Annotated in this window: 22 protein-coding genes; 7 read left to right on the top strand and 15 right to left on the bottom strand. The window is 61.6% G+C overall.

What is annotated here, in order from left to right:
- Window positions 1-70: 70 nt before the first annotated feature.
- From VLK31_RS25655 to VLK31_RS25690, 8 genes are all read right to left on the bottom strand, one after another.
- Window positions 71-601, bottom strand: coding sequence for a hypothetical protein (locus VLK31_RS25655; RefSeq protein WP_409171293.1), 531 nt, complete (start codon window positions 599-601; stop codon window positions 71-73).
- Between the two features lie 40 nt (window positions 602-641).
- Complete coding sequence (locus VLK31_RS25660) at window positions 642-869, bottom strand: hypothetical protein (protein ID WP_409171294.1); 228 nt, start codon at window positions 867-869, stop codon at window positions 642-644.
- 200 nt (window positions 870-1,069) lie between these two features.
- Window positions 1,070-2,299, bottom strand: coding sequence for a hypothetical protein (locus tag VLK31_RS25665; protein ID WP_409171295.1), 1,230 nt, complete (start codon window positions 2,297-2,299; stop codon window positions 1,070-1,072).
- A gap of 842 nt (window positions 2,300-3,141) precedes the next feature.
- Window positions 3,142-3,582: a hypothetical protein gene (locus tag VLK31_RS25670; protein ID WP_409171296.1), complete on the bottom strand. Its 441-nt coding sequence runs from the start codon at window positions 3,580-3,582 to the stop codon at window positions 3,142-3,144.
- 115 nt (window positions 3,583-3,697) lie between these two features.
- Complete coding sequence (locus tag VLK31_RS25675; protein WP_409171297.1) at window positions 3,698-6,109, bottom strand: hypothetical protein; 2,412 nt, start codon at window positions 6,107-6,109, stop codon at window positions 3,698-3,700.
- A gap of 106 nt (window positions 6,110-6,215) precedes the next feature.
- Entirely contained in the window at window positions 6,216-7,169 is a 954-nt protein-coding gene (locus VLK31_RS25680) for a helix-turn-helix transcriptional regulator (protein ID WP_409171298.1), read from the bottom strand.
- Complete coding sequence (locus VLK31_RS25685; protein WP_409171299.1) at window positions 7,135-8,433, bottom strand: tyrosine-type recombinase/integrase; 1,299 nt, start codon at window positions 8,431-8,433, stop codon at window positions 7,135-7,137. The genes VLK31_RS25680 and VLK31_RS25685 overlap by 35 nt, the downstream gene beginning before the upstream one ends.
- Before the next feature lie 399 nt (window positions 8,434-8,832).
- Window positions 8,833-9,069, bottom strand: coding sequence for a hypothetical protein (locus tag VLK31_RS25690; RefSeq protein ID WP_409171300.1), 237 nt, complete (start codon window positions 9,067-9,069; stop codon window positions 8,833-8,835).
- Between the two features lie 220 nt (window positions 9,070-9,289).
- On the opposite strand from VLK31_RS25690, the gene VLK31_RS25695 reads away from it, so the two are divergent.
- Entirely contained in the window at window positions 9,290-9,664 is a 375-nt protein-coding gene (locus VLK31_RS25695; RefSeq protein ID WP_409171301.1) for a response regulator, read from the top strand.
- Between the two features lie 106 nt (window positions 9,665-9,770).
- Here VLK31_RS25695 and VLK31_RS25700 read toward each other — a convergent pair whose 3' ends face one another.
- From VLK31_RS25700 to VLK31_RS25710, 3 genes are all read right to left on the bottom strand, one after another.
- The gene (locus VLK31_RS25700) at window positions 9,771-10,163 is read right to left on the bottom strand and encodes an Hsp20/alpha crystallin family protein (RefSeq protein WP_409171302.1); all 393 of its coding nucleotides are present in this window, start codon (window positions 10,161-10,163) and stop codon (window positions 9,771-9,773) included.
- 23 nt (window positions 10,164-10,186) lie between these two features.
- Entirely contained in the window at window positions 10,187-10,624 is a 438-nt protein-coding gene (locus VLK31_RS25705) for an Hsp20/alpha crystallin family protein (RefSeq protein ID WP_409171303.1), read from the bottom strand.
- 129 nt (window positions 10,625-10,753) lie between these two features.
- On the bottom strand, window positions 10,754-11,107 hold the full coding sequence (locus VLK31_RS25710) for a hypothetical protein (RefSeq protein WP_409171304.1): 354 nt from the start codon (window positions 11,105-11,107) through the stop codon (window positions 10,754-10,756).
- Between the two features lie 160 nt (window positions 11,108-11,267).
- On the opposite strand from VLK31_RS25710, the gene VLK31_RS25715 reads away from it, so the two are divergent.
- Window positions 11,268-11,627: a FlxA-like family protein gene (locus VLK31_RS25715; protein WP_409171305.1), complete on the top strand. Its 360-nt coding sequence runs from the start codon at window positions 11,268-11,270 to the stop codon at window positions 11,625-11,627.
- 35 nt (window positions 11,628-11,662) lie between these two features.
- On the opposite strand, the gene VLK31_RS25720 is transcribed toward VLK31_RS25715, so the two are convergent.
- The gene (locus VLK31_RS25720) at window positions 11,663-12,205 is read right to left on the bottom strand and encodes a MarR family winged helix-turn-helix transcriptional regulator (RefSeq protein ID WP_409171306.1); all 543 of its coding nucleotides are present in this window, start codon (window positions 12,203-12,205) and stop codon (window positions 11,663-11,665) included.
- Between the two features lie 217 nt (window positions 12,206-12,422).
- Between VLK31_RS25720 and VLK31_RS25725 the strand changes: the two genes are divergently transcribed.
- On the top strand, window positions 12,423-13,409 hold the full coding sequence (locus VLK31_RS25725; RefSeq protein WP_409171307.1) for a tripartite tricarboxylate transporter substrate-binding protein: 987 nt from the start codon (window positions 12,423-12,425) through the stop codon (window positions 13,407-13,409).
- Window positions 13,410-13,428: 19 nt separating this feature from the next.
- Here VLK31_RS25725 and VLK31_RS25730 read toward each other — a convergent pair whose 3' ends face one another.
- Window positions 13,429-14,595, bottom strand: coding sequence for a mandelate racemase/muconate lactonizing enzyme family protein (locus VLK31_RS25730; protein ID WP_409171308.1), 1,167 nt, complete (start codon window positions 14,593-14,595; stop codon window positions 13,429-13,431).
- A gap of 123 nt (window positions 14,596-14,718) precedes the next feature.
- Between VLK31_RS25730 and VLK31_RS25735 the strand changes: the two genes are divergently transcribed.
- Window positions 14,719-15,660, top strand: coding sequence for a LysR family transcriptional regulator (locus VLK31_RS25735; protein ID WP_409171309.1), 942 nt, complete (start codon window positions 14,719-14,721; stop codon window positions 15,658-15,660).
- 6 nt (window positions 15,661-15,666) lie between these two features.
- Here the strand turns inward: VLK31_RS25735 and VLK31_RS25740 are convergent, their stop codons facing one another.
- Complete coding sequence (locus VLK31_RS25740) at window positions 15,667-16,338, bottom strand: RraA family protein (RefSeq protein ID WP_409171310.1); 672 nt, start codon at window positions 16,336-16,338, stop codon at window positions 15,667-15,669.
- A 32-nt stretch (window positions 16,339-16,370) separates the two neighbouring features.
- Window positions 16,371-17,579: an aspartate transaminase gene (locus VLK31_RS25745; RefSeq protein ID WP_409171311.1), complete on the bottom strand. Its 1,209-nt coding sequence runs from the start codon at window positions 17,577-17,579 to the stop codon at window positions 16,371-16,373.
- Between the two features lie 196 nt (window positions 17,580-17,775).
- Between VLK31_RS25745 and nac the strand changes: the two genes are divergently transcribed.
- The 3 genes from nac (at window position 17,776) to accC (ending at window position 20,649) form a co-directional block, all read left to right on the top strand.
- Complete coding sequence (gene nac / locus VLK31_RS25750) at window positions 17,776-18,714, top strand: nitrogen assimilation transcriptional regulator NAC (protein ID WP_409171312.1); 939 nt, start codon at window positions 17,776-17,778, stop codon at window positions 18,712-18,714.
- 148 nt (window positions 18,715-18,862) lie between these two features.
- Window positions 18,863-19,306 (top strand): acetyl-CoA carboxylase biotin carboxyl carrier protein, encoded by a 444-nt coding sequence (locus tag VLK31_RS25755; protein WP_409171313.1) that lies wholly within the window; start codon window positions 18,863-18,865, stop codon window positions 19,304-19,306.
- A 14-nt stretch (window positions 19,307-19,320) separates the two neighbouring features.
- Window positions 19,321-20,649: an acetyl-CoA carboxylase biotin carboxylase subunit gene (accC, locus tag VLK31_RS25760; protein WP_409171314.1), complete on the top strand. Its 1,329-nt coding sequence runs from the start codon at window positions 19,321-19,323 to the stop codon at window positions 20,647-20,649.
- Window positions 20,650-20,665 lie beyond the last annotated feature (16 nt).

The raw sequence follows: 20,665 nt of genomic DNA on the forward strand, positions 1-20,665 counted from the left end.
TCATGGCCATAGTGATCACTCCTGATACCCCACCGCTTAAAAAAGCAGCAGGGTAGGCTGAACACCCGGGTCAAATTTGAAGCGGCACAACCCTCACAGGTGGGTCAAATTTCGGCCGGCGCCAACAGTCCTGCGCGAGGTGGCCCTTCGAGGACATCTCGATCTCGTGTGCGCTCACCACATGGTCGCGTTGCGCCTGGCCGTCTTTGGGCAACTCCTTGCCGGTGTAGCGATCATGAATCGGACCGTGCGCGCTGAACTGCGGCTTTCGCTGGGCCTTGCTCTGTGCGTCGTAGTCGGTTCGGTCGAAACTGGAGGTTTGCGCCGCTTCCCAGTCCTCGTGGCGAGCACGGTCGGATTCGTTTGCAGTGACGCCCTTCTCAAAGTTGTGGAGCGTCGTGATGTTTCCGCCGTCGACGTCCTTGAACATGGCGCTGCTGACGCCAAATGGGCCAAGGACTGCGTCGAGCACGGTGGACTGGAGATCTTCCACCAGCGTCGCGCGGTGCGTGGACTGGGGTGCTGATTCAATATCGCGAATCAGACTCTCGATCTCGTCATCGATCATGATGACGATCTGATCGGTAGGGGACGTAAACATGCTCGCTCCTCATTTTTGATGACTAATGTATCATTTTGTATCAATCTCGGGTTGTGTTTTGAAGCTGAGGTGGCTGGCGATCTGAATGTTGTTCATAAAGAGGTTGTGCACCCGAGAGGAAAGAAGATGGAGACTCGTCGTTGATCGTGACGACCCCGGCTCCGGCTTCACGAGCAGATTTGCGCCAGCCGTGGACGGCATTGGTGTTGATGCCGTGTGACATCCCCATCTTGGCTACGGACGCACCGGCGACGTCGCATTCGGCCATCTCCTGATGCTTGAACTCTCAGCTATACCCGCCGTCGGCTCGCTGTCTTCTCGCCTCTCATCTCGTCCACGTATTGCTATGTGGACAGGATCGTTATCGACCGGTTCCGGCAGGATCGAGATGGGTTCGCCGCGCGATTGCGCTGCGCGGCTTTGGCTGCGCCCCCTGAGCTCGTCTGGCTGTGCCGCAGGGTCAAAGTCCTAGAACGGGACTTCTGTCTGCCATATCCGAGGCAGTAGCAAGGCGGCCCGCAGTGCCGTACCCTGCAGATCCGGCGCTTCAGGAACACCGACCCGAGACGGCGCGCTTCTAGGACGCCCCAGCTTCTTTTTTTCCCTGGGCATTCCGCCTCTGCTTAAGAACCGGTCATTGCCCTGGATCAAGCCGTTGCCGTAATAGTCCGCCTTGCCAAAATAGGCAATCGCTACGCGCAGGCCCTCGCGCTTTTCCATATCCCACCAGTGGACGTCGCCAATGCCCCAGCTCTTGTATTTCGAGGGATGGGCGTTGCAGTTGTAGTAGCGTCCTACCCCTTGCGCTATTTGCTTGTTCCAATGCTCTCCAACGAGGCGGGCAATGTCAACAGAACGGCACGAATCATTTCCATTGAGCAAAAGCGTCACATGAAAATGCCAACCTGCGTCAGCGCCGTATTCAGCGCATATGACGTACCCAGGAACCTTTATGGAGCCTTGACCAGCCGCCTGAGCAAATTCAGACTGCAGTAAGCGGGGCAACTCCTTGTTGATAAATACAATTATCTGCTTGCGGTGCTGTCTCGCCTGAGTCCAGTCTCGAGCAGGCTGAGCACCCTTGAGGTAATCGAGGTCAATACGGATCACCAGCAAACGGGCATAGGTCACGAACAGCGCATCGATGTAGCGGTGCAGGCTCTTGTGGTTCTTTCGAACCAGAGCCAGATGCCCCTTCATGCTTTTCTTGAATGCCTTGCTCCTGCATTCGTCCCTGAGCGCTTCGCACATGTGATTTACTCGACGTGCGACGTCGACCCGTTCATTGTTGCTGAGGGAGTGATAAATAGACGCCCAATGGTAGAGGTCGTACTTCTGAGCCAGCCGCATGAATACGGCAATGTAGGGATGATACACATAGAACGGAAACCGTTCGTGGATTACCGTCACATCTGTTTTCAGGACCTCTATCAAAGCCGTTGAAAGAGGAGTGGAATAGACGCCCGCCTTGCCAGCAGTGACCTGAACGTCAAACAGGGGCAGGTCATCTTTCAACAACTCCTCGGCAATAAACTCTATGCGGCCCAGCGCATCAGTCAAAGAGTAGTCCTCGGTTATTTTGTAATGGGTGTTCCCATCGACCGAGTGTGATTGAATCGTGCTGTCCTTGGAGGAGCGTCTGATGGCATCGAAGTTTATGGAGGGTATTGCCTGAGGTCTAGGAGGGACAGTTTGCATTGCACGCTCTTGAGTAGGTGAGTAGCACAGCTAGTCAATCGAATTGATTGAACAGCTGTGTTGCAGAATCGGATCTCAGCCAACGGTACTAGCGTGTGCTATATGCAGCTATTTAAAGGGTGCTGCTAACACACTGGCATTGATGGTGAACATGCACTAATAGTTGCATTAATAGCATAAGATCCGAAAGTGTTGGTGGCGCTGCCGATTACTCCCGCAGAGAATTTGCCCGATGAGAATCTATGGTGCTCCACCATACTCATCACCCAAAAGCGTAAAAAAGTTAGTAATCCAGACCTCACTTTTTCAGCCGTCGAGGTTGTCTTGTTCGCTTCTAGGCAAGCTAGCGCCTGACGCTAGCAGAGGCTCCAGAGGAGAAACTTTGAACTTACTACGCCCCGCTTTGGAGATGATCTCGAAATACGGCGAAAATTTACATTGAGAGGCCATCAGAGAGCTGTAGTTCTAGATAATGCTTGACCACGATTTCTACTGTCCGGTACAGACTGGAACTTCAGAAATTCGCTGCGGTCGGGAGGTGGTATTTCGGGGGGCTACGGTCAAAAATGGCATTCACGAACTGCACCTCTATTCAGCTAAAGACGGCTTCTTTGCGTTGATGACGTAGGAGGGGCGTCCCCAGATGAAACACCTAAGTCGTCCGAAGAAGAAGGCGCCGATTTCGCAAACAACAGCATGTAAGCGGATTGGCGTACTGATGACGTACAGCATCCGAGCACCGTCTTCAGAAGCATAAAGAAGCTCCTCTCACTCCCCGCTTTCTGAAGAGGAAGCACCTACTTATTTGAATGCGGCGTGCAAACGTCGATATGTCAAAGGTGCTATGAATTACCGCTTTTGGAGCGAGTGCGTTTCTTTTTGCGATCGCTCTTAATCTGGCGAATTCTCGCCAAGCTCAGTCCAGTATTGAGATAGGCGTCAGTTGCCCAACTTGGTGTTGGCCCACCCTTGCCCGTCCACCAATGATGCGTTGAATCTTCAGGGTTGGTGCACAGTTGGTCATCCTCCGTTCTAAATATCCACTTCCTCCCACGGTTGAGATTCAATTCGAAGGGGCGAAAGAATTCGACCAAGCCGCCTTTGATTTCCTCGTCATTGAGGCCTCCGTTTCTTAACGACTGAACGAAGTCATTGATTTGGGTACGAAGTTCCGTTCTTCTCTGAAAATACAGTTCATCAAGTCTGGCTTTCACATCAATTTCTAAGCGCAAGAATGCGGCAATGCTCTCTCTGTGCGCGCTCGAGTACGAGGTCTTGGTCATGGCCGTGCTGCAGTTAAAGGTCGATCGGCTCGTAGTGATGAGCAGGTGAGGTGAGGGCTGTCCGGCCCAATCTCTCCAGTGAAAGGGTGGCTCAGTCGGATGGGGCCCTGCGCGGTTACTCAGCATGCATGATGATACGTGAGCGACCCTTTTCGTCAAAATTCCATACGAACATGGACCAACCGAAATGTTCAAAGTTGAAACGTTCGATTTGCGGGATCAATCCAAGCATTGCTACCCGCCGCCTAACTCGAGCTGCCGGATCAAGGATATAAGAATTTGAGGTGTAATAGAAGTGTTTGAACCTAGGCGCTGACGGCGGAGGAAGAAGATGTGAAAGAGTGAACGTCGTCGGGCTCGACTGACTCGGCGCGGCCGGCTCCCTCAAGACGGATTTTTCGACCTGCTCCCATTCGCCACTTATAAGCGCATAGATTTCGAACCAATTAGCTTTCGAATTCATGAGCAAGAGGCCTCTGCCAATCAACTCTTGCGTCTGAGGGTCCACGTCGATACGCACGACAATGCGGGCAGTTGGAAGCCGTTGTGCTTCAAGGCGTTTGACCCAATGCTGCAGGGTGTCTCCAAATCGCCGATGGTCCTTCGTCAACTCGCTAGGAAGGACGACGGGACCCAAGCTCGATTGAGAAAGATCAAATTGCAGAATCAAGCAGTTATCATGTTCTTTAAAAAACTCATTCACCATCACCCGATGCAAATTTCGGTGTGTTCGATGCGCTGTCTGGTTCCAGTAATCAATCTTTGCCTTGAATCGCAATTGGAAAATCTTCCGCAATCCGCGAAGCCAATTGTTGAGCAGGGGTACGGAAACCTCCGGATGAACTTGATACCAACCTGTTTGATCGGTTTGTCCTCGAGCGTCCAAGAGATGATTGAGGGTAAGAAATAATTGGGTCTTTGGTTCTTGTTGCAATTCCGAGTGATGAAGTGGATACCAACCCCCAAGGCTGGGGTTAGCGTTTACTGTATTGCCGACCAGCAGAGGAATGGCTCTGAATAACGTGATAAGTTGCTGGCCAAGACCACCCGCCTTCAAGGTTTGTATACCATTGGCATGGGATATCTCAAAAAGCGGCTTGCCATTCGTGCGAATGAATTTGTTCAGCCACCGATCGATCATCATCAAAATGGCAGTGACAAAGGGGCCTTTATTTCGAGGATCAAGAGGGTCCGCTCGCCCAAGTCCACCGCGCTCCATCCGAATTTCGTTGAGAAGTCCTTTGGTCCATGGCGATTTGGACGAACTGTGCCGCTCAATCTGCAGACGTTCACAGCGAAATCGCTCTAACTTTCCGTCATACCGAATACGTGCCTGCTGCGCACTCATAGTCAGAAATATGAGGACTTGCTCAAATATGCGGAATTGGATTGCATCGTTGATGCGAAGGCTGTCGGTGGCGGGACGACTTTTCCTGGGTGTCGCCAAGTGTGATGCGATTTTGGCGCCTGCATTGCGTATCCAGAAATTTTCAACGAGGTGAAATATGGTAGCACCAGTACTCTGGTCATACTCTTCGGAATGAAGCAGAATCAATGTATAAAAGTTGCCGAGATGTGGTGTCCAATCCAACTTCTTAAAATAAGCAACCCCAATCGCTATCATCTTGATCTCGCGGATCAGATCGTCTGCCAGAGCAATCAGTTTGGCAACAAGTTCGGGCTCGCGGCCGTTATTAATGGCGGGTTTCGATGTCGCATCGTAATTATCGAGATATAAAACACAGTAAGTCGCGTAAATATTTTTGTGCTGCTTGAGCACGGATTTTGATAGGCGGAGCCAGCGGTCACATACTTTTTTTGGTTGACGTTTCCACTCATACTCGTCGCGGCGTACTTGAAGGAGGCGCCTTTGACGATGATTCATCCCATCAACAGCATTAAGGGGGAGCCTAGTTTTGTTTAAAGAAAGCTCCCGACATATGTCAACCGTTTCATTAAGAATATTTTGAAGTTCCAAGCACTCTTCGCGCTGGGCATCTGTCTTTGGAAAGCCACCGTTTGATGCGGGGTGGATCAACTCACGCAATCGTTCCAGCATCGAAGGTAATCCTCCTGGAAAGAAATCCAATATAGATTCCAACCGAGGTCGCCAACTCCACCCGCCATCGAACGGCCCCCGAAGATTTTGGACGCCCTCAAGCCTTTGCCAGACACGGCTGGTCTCGTCGAGTACGAGTTTCAAAGGAATCAATGCAGCGATGGCTTCGATATGGCGATGTGCAACAATTTTTTTGAGCTTTTCGGGCGTCAAAACCTCGGTGACGGGATATGGGCGATTGCGGAGGCGGGTGAGTGCTGAAATCGCGACGTCTGCCTCTCCCAACTTAACAAACCACTCTCCTACGTCGGAGGTTGGAGAGCCCGGCAAACCCAGGGCTAGGCCTGCGTAGTTATGCCAACGCCCTACCGCTAGATATCGCTCACCCTGATTCGAAAATTGGTAAGGGCCGCTGATAAATTGGAGATCAGTACGAAGTTGATCGAGCCAAAGTGTGGGTTCATTCATGCGAATTTTTACAGCGGAAATGCTCTATCCTCTAGAACTCGCCCGATGCTGTGAATGCCAACGCTACTGGCTTGCGCAAAGTGCGAGGCTGCCCACGAGCTCTTAGCTAGCGCCTTGCCGCTGGACGGGCCGCAATCCAACGGTCGATTTCAGTTTCCAAGTAGCCAACAGATCCCTCGCCCAAAGAGCGAGCTTTTGGAAAGCTGGGGTCGAAATACCGGCTCTTGGGATTTTGGCGCTCGTAAAAGGTCGATCGAGCCAGCCCTGTACGCACCATAGCTACTTTGGGGCGTAGCATGGTACCTCTCGGCGCGGGAGCATTAGTTTTCTCACTATCGTCGCTGGGCGCGGCGGAAAGGATGTGGGGCTGAGACGCAGTTTGTGGGGTAGCAGCGTTCTGTGGGAGTAACGGCTCGGGACCGATCATTGAATCCGATGCCGCCGCCGGGTTGCTGCGCGTACCGCTTGTTGCGGGCTGGTGTTCAGCTACTTCGAGCCCGGACTGCTGACAGTACCGAACCGCGTCCGGACGTTTCACATAGGTGTCATAACCGACACGCCGACACTTCACCCAGTTGCTGTCAAAAATTGCGATCTCTCCCCTGTCCACCCAGGCCTGCAGATCACGGGTTCGGCGCCCAACCTCGTTGAGCCACGCATCCAGGTGGGGATCGCTCTCTTTGAGACTGACCATAGATGGGTCCCATCGAGCGGAATACGGCGCTCCGCGGTATTGGCGCAGATGCTGGACGAGCATCCGAGCGGCTTTCGACCGAGGGTAGGGAGAATCTGCGGCGGCGGCGTCTGACCAGGCAACACGACGCGCTGGATATCCACTTCGGCCGTTCGAACGCCACCGGTCAAGGGCATCAGCGATCTGTTGAGCAAGCTCGTCGCACGAGATGAAGTTGACTGGGGGGAGGGCCACCACATGGAGTTTGGACGACCGTCGCTCTTGCATGGCCGGCAGTGGCAGTGGCGTTGGCGATTTGGTTGCTTCGCTCTCAGTCATGAGAAGAATCGATTCACTGAACTGGTGGTGGGACCGAAGATATGTCATCGTCAGCGACGGTGCTTGACTCCGCCGGATCGGATGAGGCGATTGGGTCAGGGTAGCCGATGAAGGCCGACCAAGCGGTCATCATGACGCGACGACGCTCCAAGGCATCGCCGCGGCGATAGGCTTCTTCGGTCTTGCTTTCGATGGCGTGAGCCAGCGCAAACTCGGCAAGGTCGCGTGGGAAGTCTGTGCGGTCGCCGGCCCAATCCCTGAAGGTCGATCGGAAGCCATGCGGGACGGCTTCGATCGCCATGCGGCGCATCACTGCTGTGAGACTCATGTCGGAAAGCGGTTTTCCCTTGGATCCAGGGAAGAGGAGTTCGTTGTCCTTGATACCTTTGGCGTCGTCGATTTCCTCAACTCTTGGCAACTCCTTCAAGATCTTGATGGCGGCCTCGGGCAAGGGAACTCGGTGCTCGCGCTTTGCCTTCATTCGTGAGCCTGGGATCGTCCAGATACTCGCGCCCATGTCGATTTCCCCCCAGGTAGCGCCACGCACCTCTCCCGATCGTGCCGCTGTCAAGACGGCGAACTCCAGCGCACGCGCAGACAATCCGACACGCTCTTGGAGTGCCGTGATGAACGCGGGCATGTCGTCGATAGCTACCGCAGGGTGATGTTGCACCTTCTGGATCTTCGCCGGTGCGGGAAGCACCTTGTCCAGGTGGCCTTTCCAACGGGCCGGATTCTCGCCTGTCCGGTACTTACAGACCGCCGCCCAGTCGAGCACGGATTCGATCCGGCCACGCAGGCGGGACGCGGTCTCGTTCTTTGTCTTCCAGATTGGGTTCAGGCAAAGGAGAACGTGCTGCAGGTCGATGTCTTGGACCAGCAAGTTCCCAACGTAGGGGGAGGCATAGGTTTCGAGAGTGTTTTCCCACTGCTGACGGTGCTTTGGGTTTTTCCATTCATCAGACTTGGCGCGAATGAATTCGGTGACACACCAGTCGAACTTTTTCTCGCTGGCCTGCCGGGCGTTCAGCGTGCTGCGTATGGCGCGCTTGGTGACCAAAGGGTCGATGCCTTGCCGGACCATCTGATGCATCTCCCTCGCTTTCTTACGAGCTTCCGCGAGGCCGGTCTCGGGAAATGGACCCAGTCCGAGATCGCGACGCTGGTCACCCACCATGATGCGAAGCACCCAGCCGCGGTGGCCGTTCGCAACTCGAAGGTGCAGGCCCGGAGCGCCGCCGACGGCATAACGGCCGTCAGCCTTGAAGGCTGCGACGGCGCGTGCGGAGAGTTCAGCGGCGATCTTGGGCATGTGGCGAGTCCAACAGTTCTCTGTCCCACATTGTGCCCACATAAAGCGCCGGATGCTATCGGATTCGGCCGGATCGCATCGGACGCCGTTTAAAAAATATCTAGCTAAAACAACAGCTTACGGACGTCATCAGACTTGGTCGGACAAGGGTTATGGGACACACTCTCCGCCAGAATTGATCCCTGGCAGTTTTTGAAAGTCCCGCGCAGTCCCTGCGGCGGGACTTTTTCATTGCGGAGAGCGGTTTTTCGGGCGCAGCGCTATCTACCTCAGGACTGGCGATGCCTAGCGACCAGACTGGTATCGGTCGCGCACTTTCGGGCCTGTACCAGCAAATCACACCCAAAGCTATTGCCGCTACGAAACCGGGCAAGAAGCCCCGCAAGTTGCCCATCCGAGCTACTCGCCCTCCCGCTTCCCCTTCCCCCCACCCCCCTCCAACTCCCGATTGACCTCGTCCAACTCCTTGGCCGATCGATCCAGCCGCTTCTCAATCTGCGCCGTATGCGCAACCGCCTGGTCCACCGTCTCCGAGTGCGGGTCTTCACCCAGCTCTTTCTCCAGCACCGCATGCACAACCACCAGCTCGTCTGCGGCCTTCTTAATCTCTTGCGCAACCTGCTTGTTCTTTTTCAAGACGTCCGCCTTCGGAGTAGCTTTGTTCTCCGGAACTGGCTTGCGGCGTGGTGGCATGGGGCTCTTTCGGCGGTCGCGCTATTGCGACTCAGTTTCAACCGCGTCGATGACGCGGTGTGGGACTACAGCGCTCGACTTCTCGCACCGTAGATTCGGCTACCTGAAATTGTTTTTTTCATCGTATCCAGAAAATCCGTGCCCGGCACGTTGACGTCTTCCGATGCCCCTCATCACCATTCTTGTAGAGGACAGCCAAAGGATCAGGGACAACCTGATTCCCGCACTCGTCGAATTGGCGGAGTGCAACGTTGTTGCGGTTGCCGAGTCGCCGCTCGAAGCGGAGCAGGTTCTCGATGCCCATCAAGACGCCTGGCAACTCGCGGTTGTCGACCTTTTCTTGAAAGACGGCTCGGGGCTGTCCGTATTGCGCCATTGCCAAGCAAGGCGCGCGAACCAACATGTGCTGGTGTTGACCAATTACCCGACAGCTGAAATCAGGGCGCGGTGCCTTGCGCTGGGCGCCGACGGTGTGTTCGACAAGTCCACGCAGCTCGACGATTTTTTTGCCGAATGCGTGCGCTATTCGCCGCGCTGACCGCAGCTGTGCGCGTCGCGTCGCATCCCACGCTTGGCACGCTAAGGCGTCACGGCGGGCAATGTGAAGAAAAGGGACAGCCGCAGCCGTCCCTTTCGTTGTACCGCTATGCGACCTGAATGTCGATTCTTCGCGGCTGCGCGTGCGCTGTCTTGGGAATGCGCAGCTTCAGCACGCCGTGCATCAGCTCGGCCGCCACGTTCTGCGTGTCCAGTTCCTTGCTGAGGGTGAACATGCGCCTGAAGCGGGCCAGGCCGACTTCGGTGTGGCTCGACTTCAGGCTCTGCGGCACGGCCAGGTCAGACTGCGCCTCGATGGTCAGCGTGGCCGCCTCCACGTGCAGGTTGAGCTTGTCCCGGCTCACGCCCGGCAGGTCGGCGTAGAGCGTGATGCCGTTGGCGTCTTCGATCACGTCCACGGCGGGCGTGAGCGCGGCGTCGCTGTAAGGGGCGCGCTCTTCCTGTGCCTTTTGAACGCGGTGGTTGTCGTTGTTGCTCATGGTGTGTGTGTCCTTCCTGGTGGTCACTGAATGGCGATGCGGCGCGGCTGGGCCGACGCGCGCCTTCGCACGGTGATGTGAAGCACGCCGTCGCGCAGCTTGGCATCCACCGCGTCGGGGTCGGCGTCGTCGGGCAGGGTCATCACGCGGCGAAAGGCCCCTTCGAAGCGCTCGTTGATGTGCACGGCGGCCTTGTCGTCGGCCTCGGGCAATGCGCTTTTGCGTTCACCTAAGATGGTGAGCAGGCCGCGCTCCAGGTTGACCTCCAGCGTGGACGGCTCCACGCCCGGTGCAAACGCGTAGATCTCCAGCGCTTCGGGTGTGCTGCCGACGTTCAGCGCCGGAAAGCCGTTGCGGGCAAAGCCGCGGATGGTGGGGGACAAGTCAAAGGCCTGCTGCACGTCGCGCTGCAGGCGGTCCATTTCCGCGAACAGGTCGCGAGGAAACAAGGATCGGTACATGGCGAAAACCTCCGTGAAAGTTGAACCGGAGCGCGGGCGCGGCAGCGTCACCGGCGCGTCCGTGAACGATCTAGGTGCTTGTCACAGGGTTTCAAGACCCCACGGGTGCACCCGAGAAACGCGGGCTTTTTATTGCGGCCTGGCGGGCTCGCGCGGTGTCGAAGGCGCACCCGAGCGGCGGGCGAAATTCAGCGTCTTGATTCTGGGCATGCGCCAGCGCCAGCGCGGCGCTCGGGCGTCGGGGTGGGAGGCCTGGAAGGGGTAGTCGAAGCGCGCGAGCTCTTCGCGCCCCTTCTGCGTGACCGCCAGCACCTGGGCCGACGCAGGCGTGCCCGGCATGCCGAGCGCGTCGCCGGGGGAGGGCACCAGTGCCACCACCAACCCGGCGGCGCGCAGCACGCGCACGCTGTCGATGTCTTCGTTGCGGTAGAACGAAACGGGCAGCCGAGAGCCCGCAATTTGCCTGAGCAAGTTCATGGTCATTTCAGTACTCCTTTTTCGGTTGACCAATTTCCGACGGCCATGAATCTAGGCGTTGCGCCGCCAAATTTCAAGAGGGAGAAATCGGCAGCACGCAGCCCTTCATTTTTTCGCCAGGCTGCCGATAGTCCTCCGATACACAACAACTCTTCAGAGGACTCACATGCTGACCGCCATCAGTGCTTCGAGCACAGCCGCAACAGGGAGCGGCGCCGCCGCCGAAGTTGCGAAGATTCAACGCCAGATCGTCGCCACGCAAAAGCAGATCACCGCCACGCAGAAGACCCTGGTCGAGACGCCCGATGGCGATGCGCGCCGGGCCGTTCAGCAGCAGCTGCAGGCGCTGACCACGCAGCTTGCGATGCTGCAGGCGCAGATCAAGGCGGTGCAGGCGGCGGACATGCAGAAAACCGCAATGGCACAGGAGGCCAAGGCGGTAGCGAACGGCACGTCGTCCTCCAGCGCGTTCCGTACCAACGCCGAAGGCGTGCCCATCGGCGGCACGCTGGACGTCAAGGCCTGATACCGCACGCGGCCCGCGCTGCGCCCGCGCAGGGCTCAGCCGCGCTCAGGCCACCGGTGCCGCGTGCCGCCCGATCTGCGGTCGGCTTTCTCCGCGACCGCGCCTTGCGCAATCAGCTCGCTGCCGCGTTGCTCCAGGTGCTGCAGGCATTGCAGAAAGATGTCGAGGTGCGCGGGCGCAATGCCCGCCAGCAGCTCGGTGTTCAAGCCCGCGATGCGCGGAAACAGCCGGCCGAAAAGCTGCTGGCCAGACGCGCTCAGGCGCACATGCACCTCGCGCCGGTCTTCCGAATCCTGGCGGCGCTCCACCAGTTGCTTGTCGACCAGGCTGCGCAGCCCGCGCGAGGTGCGCACGCGGTCCAGGTGCAGGTGCGTGGCCAGGGTGGAGGAGGTCATCTCGCCTTCCTGCGCGAGCGTGGCAATCATTCCCCACTCGCGGCGCGTGATGCCGAAGCCGCCCTCGACCAGCCGCGTGGCCATGCCGCTGCCCGCGCGCACGGCACGCGACAGCCGGTACAGCAGCAGGTCGTCCAGGGTGCGGGGCACGCGCAGTGCGTCTGCGTCGGGGAAAGCTTGCATACGGATGGATTAACAAGTAGCCAGAGTGTGGTCCGCCCGCCTCGGCGAGCAAGTGATGGATTAGATCAACTGTTTGTGCATATGTATAAATCGGTAACAAATATGCACGATAAGAAACAATCAGGCGGCTGATTCTCGCCTTGAAGACGCTGCACGTGCCCGTTGTGCACCGCGCCCCCAAACAAACGCCCAACCCCTTCGGCCCGCAGGAGATTCCATGTCCGCATTCTTTTCCCGGCGAAAGCTCATGGCATGGGGCGTTGCCCTGGCCGCTTGCGCCCCCGCCATGCACGCCGCCCAGGCACAGACACCCGCGCTGGACGGCCCGCTGACCCTGGTGGTCGGCTACGCGCCCGGTGGCAGCACCGACCGCATGGCGCGCCTGATCGCCGAGCGGCTCGCGCCCAAGCTGGGCGTGAAGGTGAGCGTGGAAAACCGCCCCGGCGAGGGCGGCCGCCTCGCGGCCAAGGAGGTCAAGCGCGCACCCGCCGGGCAGAACGTGCTGATGCTCGGCAACCCCGCCGTGATGGTGGTGGCGCCGCTGGTCTTCAAGGACGCGGGCTACGACCCCGACAAAGACTTTGTGCCCGTCTCCCAGGTCAGCAGCTACGACTTTGCGCTGGCTGTGGGCAACAAGCTGCAGCTCGACCGCGCCATGTTCCTGGTGGGCCGGCTCTGGGCGCACCCGGAAGAGGCCGTGTTCGGCGTGCCCGCCACCGGCAGCCTGCCTCACTTTTTCGGGCTGATGGTGGGCGACGCGCTGAGCGTGCAGCCGCAGATCAAGGGCTACGGCGGTTCGGCGCCGCTGTCGGCCGACCTGATTGGCGGCAACCTGCCCATTGCCATCGACACGCTCGACTCGCTTATGGCGCAGCACGTGGCCGGCAAGGTGCGCATTTTGGCCGTGTCGGGCAAGAAGCGCGCGAGCTTCGCGCCCAACATTCCGACCTTCCGCGAGGCCGGCATGAAGATCGATGCCGACGGCTGGAACACCTTCTTCGCGCCCAGCACCATGGCGCCCGCCAAGGTGCAGTTGCTGGCCGGCGCAATTCACGACGTCATGAAAGACCCGGGCCTGCAGAAGGCGGCCGACGCGCTCTACATCACGTCGGTGGTCAGCACCGCGGCCGAGACCGCGCAGATGCTCAAAGCCTACCGCCAGCAATGGGAGCCGGTGGTGCGCCGCTCGGGCTTTCAACCCTGATCCCTGGTCTTCTGTCGAATCAGCTTGCGAGGGCGCGCATCTCCGCGATGAGGTCGGCCTTGCCCTCGAAGCCGATGCCCGGCAGCGGCGGCAGCGTGACGTAGCCGTTGTCGACCTTCACGCCGTCGGGGAAGCCGCCGTAGGGCTGGAACAGGTCGGGGTAGCTCTCGTTGCCGCCCAGGCCCAGGCCCGCCGCAATGGCCAGCGACATCTGGTGGCCGCCGTGCGGAATGCAGCGCGTGGCCGACCAGCCGTGGGCCTTCAGCATGTCGAGCGTGCGCAGGTACTCCACCAGGCCGTAGCTCAGCGCGCAGTCGAACTGCAGCCAGTCGCGGTCGGGCCGCATGCCGCCGTGGCGAATGAGGTTGCGCGCGTCCTGCATCGAGAACAGGTTCTCGCCCGTGGCCATGGGGCCGGCGTACACCTCGCCCAGCTGCGCTTGCAGTTCGTAGTCGAGCGGGTCGCCGGCTTCTTCGTACCAGAACAGGGGGTACGGCGAGAGTGCGCGGCCGTAGTCGAGTGCCGTTTGAAGGTCGAAGCGGCCGTTGGCGTCCACCGCCAGTTGTTGGCCCGGGCCGAGGAGCTTCAGCACCGACTCGATGCGCGCGCAGTCTTCGGCCAGCGAGGCGCCGCCGATCTTCATCTTCACCACCGAATAGCCGCGTTCCAGGTAACTGGTCATCTCGCGCTGCAGGCCTTCCAGGCCCTTGCCGGGGTGGTAGTAGCCGCCGGCCGCGTACACGAACACGCGCGGGTCGGGTGTGCCGGTGCCGTAGCGCTCGGCCAACAGCTGGTAGAGCGGCTTGCCCGCGATCTTGGCGGTGGCGTCCCACACGGCCATGTCGATGGTGCCCACGGCCACCGAGCGCTCGCCGTGGCCGCCGGGCTTCTCGTTGATCATCATGCGGGCCCAGATCTTGTGGGGGTCGAGGTTGTCGCCGGTCTCGTCGAGCAGCGACGCGGGCTCGGCCTCTAGCAGGCGCGGCAGAAAGCGCTCGCGAATCAGTCCGCCCTGGCCGTAGCGCCCGTTGGAGTTGAAGCCGTAGCCGATGACGGGCTTGCCGTCTCGCACCACGTCGGTCACCACGGCCACCAGGCTCAGGGTCATCTTGGAGAAGTCGATGTAGGCGTTGCGAATGTCCGACTTGATGGGGCGCGTGGACTCGAGGATGTTGACGATTTTCATGATGGGTGGAGGGGTGCGTGGGCTCGCGATAATTCGAAAGCGGAAGGGTTGCCGGATCTTCGGCCGAGGGGGCCGGCACCGTCCAATACTCGAATCGCATACAACTATTCAAAGGCACCGCGCATGGGCCCCGGCAACCGACCGCTCGACCTCGAATGGCTGGAAGATTTCCAGGCGCTGGCCGAGGCCGGCAATTTCTCCCGGGCCGCGCAGGCCCGCGCCATTGCGCAGCCGGCTTTCAGCCGCCACATTCGCTCGCTGGAGGAATGGGTGGGCGTCGACTTGTTCGACCGCAGCGCGCACCCCACCACGCTCACTGCCGCCGGCCAACGCTTTCAGCCGCTGCTGCAAGACGTGCTGGCCGGCCTGCAGGCGGCGCGCACCCAGGCCCGCGCCGCGCACGACCTCGACGCCGCCAGCCTGAGCTTTGCGGCCACGCATGTGCTGTCGCTCACCTTCTTTCCGCGCTGGCTGGGCAGCGTGGAGGCCGGGCTGCAGATGGGGCCGATACAGACCGTGTCAGACAGCTCGTACGCCTGCGAAGACCTGTTGCTGCAGCGCCGCGTGCAGTTTGTGCTGTGCCACGGCCATGCGGGCGCGCCGGGGCGGCTCGACGACGCGCAGTACCCCGTGCAGCGCCTGAGCGGCGACGTGCTGGTGCCGGTGTCTGCGCCCAGCAAGGAGGGCGCGCCGCTGCACGCGCTGGGCGGTGTGGAAGCACCCGCCGTGCTGGCCTACAGCGAGGCCTCCGGCCTGGGCCGGATCATGCGGGCGATGCAGGAGAAAGACAGCGCGTTCGGCAAACACTTCGCCGCGTCGCTGCAGGTGGTGTTCACCGCCCACCATGCCGCGCTGCTGCGCACCATGGCACTCGAAGGCCGCGGCCTGGCCTGGCTGCCGATGAGCCTGGTGGCGGACGACCTGCGCAGCGGTGCGCTGTTGGACGCGGGCGAAGGCGGCTGGCGCGTGCCGGTCGACATTCGCCTGTACCGCCAAGTGGCGCACATGGCGCCGGTGGCCGAGGCGCTGTGGGCGCTGGTCAGCAAAGGCAGCGCGGCCGCCTGAGCGGCTTCAGTTGGCGCAGCGCGCTTCCAGCGCATCCAGAAAGGAACGGTCCCAGCGGCCTTCCGTCATGGCCTGGATGGTGCGCGCCTCGGTCTGCAGGTGCGCAAGCGCCTTCTCTATCAACAGCTCGGCCTCGTCGCGCGGGAACGCCATCAGGCCGTCCTGGTCGCCCACCACGATGTCGCCCGGGTTCACCACCATGCCGCCGACCGACACCGGCACGTTGATTTCTCCCGGGCCGTCCTTGTACGGGCCGCGGTGGTTCACGCCGCGCGCATACACCGGGTAGTCGCGCGCACGAATTTCGGCCACGTCGCGGATGGCGCCGTCCAGCACCACGCCCACGGTGCCGATGGTCGCGGCATAGAACGACAGGATGCCGCCGATGACCGCGTTGGTCACGTCGCCGCCCGCATCGATCACCAGCACGTCGCCGGGCCGGCAGAACTCGAAGGCCCGCATCATCGTGAAGTTGTCGCCGCCGCGCGTCTTCACGGTCACGGCCGTGCCGGCCATCGTTTTTGCGCCGGGGCGGTGGTAAGGCTGCAGGCCCACGCTGCCGATGTTGCGGTGCATGTTGTCGCTGAGCGCGGCCACCGGAATGTCTTGCAGCGCGGCAATGATGCTGGCCGACACTTGCGGGGCCGACGGGTTCTTGCGAATGGCTTGGTAGGGCATGGGTCGTCCTTGTATGTGTTTGAGGCGCGCGCTCAGCGCATTGCGGCCACGGCACGCGCAATGCGCTTGCAGCCTTCTTCCAGCGTCTCGATCGACGTGGCAATGGAAAGACGGAAGTAGGGCGACAGCCCGTACGCGGTGCCCGCGACCAGGGCCACGCCTTCGCTCTCCAGCAGGTACATCACCACGTCGCCGTCTTCCTGCAGGGGCTTGCCCTCGGGCGTGGTCTTGCCGATGAGGCCGCCGCAGTTCACGTACAGGTAGAACGCGCCGGGCGGCGTGGCGCAGCTCAGACCAGGAATGGCGTTGATGAGCGCCAGCGTGCGGTCGCGCCGCTGCTTGTAGACGGCCACGCTCTCGCTCACAAAGCTCTGGTCGCCGTTCAGCGCGGCGGCCGCCGCGGCCTGGCTCACCGAGCAGCAGTTGCCGGTGGACTGCGACAGGAGCGTGTCCAGCGCCTTGATGAGGTCGACCGGCCCGGCCGCATAGCCGATGCGCCAGCCCGTCATGGCATAGGTCTTGGAAACACCATTCACCAGCAGCGTGCGCTCGCGCAGGCCCGGTGCCACCGCAAGGATGTGCGGCGTGGCCTCTCCGTCGAAGCGAATGTGCTCGTAGATCTCGTCGGTCATCACCATCACATGCGCATGGCGCGCCAGCACGTCGGCCAGCGCGCGGTACTCGGCGGCCGTGTAGCTCGCGCCGGTCGGGTTGCTGGGCGAGTTCAGCAGCAGCCAGCGCGTGCGCGGCGTGATGGCCGCTTCGAGTTGCGCGGGCGTCAGCTTGAAGCCGTGGGCCTCGGGGCAGGCCACGGTCACGGGCACGCCTTCGCAGGCCAGCACCATGTCGGGGTACGACACCCAGTAGGGCGCCGGAATGATCACCTCGTCGCCCGGCTCCAGCGTGATGGCAAAGGCGTTGTAGATCGCGCTCTTGGCGCCGCTGGTGGCAATGATCTCGTTCATGGCGTAGCGCAGGCCGTTCTCGCGCTGCAGCTTGGCCACGATGGCCTCGCGCAGCTCCACGGTGCCGGCCATCAGCGTGTAGCGCGTGGCGCCGCGCTCGATGGCGGCGGCCGCGGCCTGGCGGATGTGGGGCGGCGTGTCGAAGTCGGGTTCGCCCACCACCAGGTTGACGATCGACTTGCCCTGGCGGCGCAGTTCGTTGGCGCGGTCGGCGGCCGAGGTGCTGGGCGAGGGCTTGATGCGCCGCACGCGGGCGGCAATGCGGGACGTGGTCACATGGCTTCCTGGTTCGAAGAGGCTGAAGAGTGCATGGACCGAACGGTACGCACATCGACGTGGCGAGGCCAAGACGGTTTTGCACTGGTCGTATAGGCGCAGCTTATGGAGCGCTCCCACACCCGTTGCCCGGGTGGTCCCGCATACCCAGTGCGCAAGCGCGGTGCTAGGCTTGGGTTTTGCTTGGGGACAAGGCGTGAACCTGCGACGCCTCAAATATTTCGTGAAGATCGTGGACATCGGCAGCCTCACGCAGGCCGCCGAAGTTCTTTTCATCGCCCAGCCCGCGCTCAGCCAGCAACTGGCCACGCTCGAAGGCGAGGTGCGCCAGCAATTGCTGGTGCGCACCAAGCGCGGCGTGACGCCCACCGAAGCCGGCAAGGTGCTGTACCGCCATGCGCAGATCATCCTGCGGCAGTGCGAGCAGGCCCGTGTCGACATGGAGGCCGCCGGCGAAGGGCTCTCGGGCCAGGTGTCGGTGGGGCTGGCGCCGGGCACGGCGGCTTCCGCGCTGTCGTTGCCGCTGCTGCGCACCGTGCGCGCACGCCATCCGGGCATCCTGCTGTACCTGAACGAGAACTACGGCACCACGCTGAGCGAACTCATCATGAACGGCCGCATGGACCTGGCCGTGCTGTACGGCGACAAGGCCATCCACGGCCTGGCGTTCGTGCCGCTCATCAAGGAGCCGCTGTACCTGGTGGGGCCGGCGTCGATGCCGGCACCTTCGCAACCCGTGAAGCTGGCCGACCTGCGCGACATCGAGCTCTTTCTGCCGCGCCCGTACAACGTGGTGCGCAAGCTGGTCGACGCGGCCTTCGTGCGCGCGGGCATGGTGCCGCGGGTGGTGGCGGAGATTGAATCGGCGTTCACGCTCACCGCCGCCATTGCCGACGGGCTGGGCGCCACCATCCTGCCCGCGTCGATGGCGCGCGAGGTGGTCGCGAGCTGCGGGGCCTGGCAGTTCCCGATCGTCGATCCGGTGATCGAGGCGCCGCTGGCGCTGTGCCAGTCCGACCACCTGCCGCTGTCGGAGCCCGCGCAGGCCGTGAAAGACATCCTGCTGGAGCTGGTGGTCGACCTGGCCGCCACGGTCGCTTCCACGCCCGAGCCCGAGCTGAGCGCGCTGCCCTGAACCTGTGGTGACAGGGGCGTCGCGGACGTCATAAGCCGCCCTTATCCCGGCACAGCCAATCCGTCTTTGGCTTCCGGCCCCTGGCCCGTTACCTTTCATGCATGCCGTCACGCGTTCGCGGAACGCGTCGGCCACCACAGCCCCGGGCATGAAGCAGGAACAGATCAAGACGCTCATCGACGCTTTGGCCGCATCGGACCTGGCGGAACTGGAGTTCAGCGAGAACGGCAGCACGCTGCGGCTGGTGAAGCTGTCGGCAATGGATGGCGCGCGTGCCGCATCCGACGCGAGAAGGCCCTCCGCCGTACGCAGGGCCGCCCCGAGCGCGATGCAAGAAGCAAGCGCACCGCCAATGCATCAGGCCGATGGCCTCGCGCCCTTGCACGGCGTGGTGCACCTGCAGCCCGCGCCCGGCGAGCCGCCCTTCGTGCAGCCGGGCCAGGCGGTGGAGGCCGGCCAGTTGCTGTGCGTGATCGAGGCCATGAAGATGTTCAACGAGGTGCGCGCCGACCGCGCGGGCACCGTGTTGCAGGTGCTGGTGCACTCGGCGCAAGAAGTGGAAGCAGGGCAGCCCCTGTTCCGCTTCGAATGACACAGGCCCGCGCCATGTTCGACACCGTGCTAATTGCCAACCGCGGCGAGATCGCCCTGCGCATTCAGCGCGCCTGCCGCGGCCTGGGCCTGCGCACCGTGGTCGTGCACTCCGAGGCCGACCGCGACGCGATGTATGTCGCGCAGGCCGACCAGGCCCTGTGCATCGGCCCCGCCGCGCCGGGCCTGAGCTACCTGAACCAGTCCGCCGTGCTGTTCGCCGCCGAAGTGAGCGGCGCGCAGGCAATTCACCCCGGCTACGGCTTTCTGTCGGAAAACGCGGGCTTTGCCGCGCGCTGCGAGGAGGCCGGCCTGGTCTTCATCGGCCCCAGCGCCGAGTGCATTCGCACCATGGGCGACAAGGTGTCGGCCAAGCGCGCCATGCGCCAAGCCGGCGTGCCCTGCGTGCCCGGCCCCGACGAGCCGCTGCCGGCAGACCCGGCCGCCGTGCTGGCGCTGGCACGCGGCATCGGCTATCCGGTGATCGTGAAAGCCGCGGGCGGCGGCGGCGGGCGCGGCATGCGCGTGGTGCACGAAGAAGCCGCGCTGCTGCAGGCCATGGCCCTCACACGCGAAGAAGCGCGCCAGGCCTTCGGCAACCCCGAGGTCTACATCGAGAAGTTCTTGCTGCATCCGCGCCATGTCGAGGTGCAGGTGCTGGCCGACAGCCACGGCCAGGCCGTGTGGCTGGGCAGCCGCGACTGCTCGCTGCAGCGGCGTCACCAGAAGGTGATCGAAGAGGCGCCCGCGCCCGGCATCGACGACGCGCTGATGGCCGAGGTGGGCGAGCGCTGCGCCGCCGCGTGCCGCCAGATCGGCTACTGCGGCGTGGGCACCTTCGAGTTTCTCTACGAGAAGGGCGCCTTCTATTTCATCGAGATGAACACGCGCCTGCAGGTCGAGCACCCGGTGACCGAAATGACCACCGGCATCGACATCGTGCAGCAGCAGTTGCGCATGGCGCGTGGGGAGCGCCTGTCGTTCGCGCAGGCCGACGTGCGCTGCCAGGGCCACGCCATCGAGTGCCGCATCAACGCGGAGAACCCCGACACCTTCGCACCTGCGCCGGGCCGCATCAGCGGCTGGCAGGTGCCCGGCGGCTTTGGCGTGCGGGTCGACTCGCACGCGGGCGCGGGCTACCGCGTGCCGCCGTACTACGACTCGATGATCGCCAAGCTCATCGTGCATGGCGACACGCGTGCCGACGCGCTCGCGCGCATGCGCCTGGCGCTGGCCGAAACGCGTGTGGACGGCATTGCCACCAACGTGGCGCTGCACCGTGCGCTGCTGCAGGACAGCGGCTTTGCCGCCGGCGGCGTCGACATTCATCACCTCGAACGCTAGCTGCAGCAAAGGAGCG

The sequence above is a fragment of the Variovorax sp. H27-G14 genome, from assembly GCF_046156345.1.
Taxonomy (GTDB): Bacteria; Pseudomonadota; Gammaproteobacteria; order Burkholderiales; family Burkholderiaceae_C; genus Variovorax.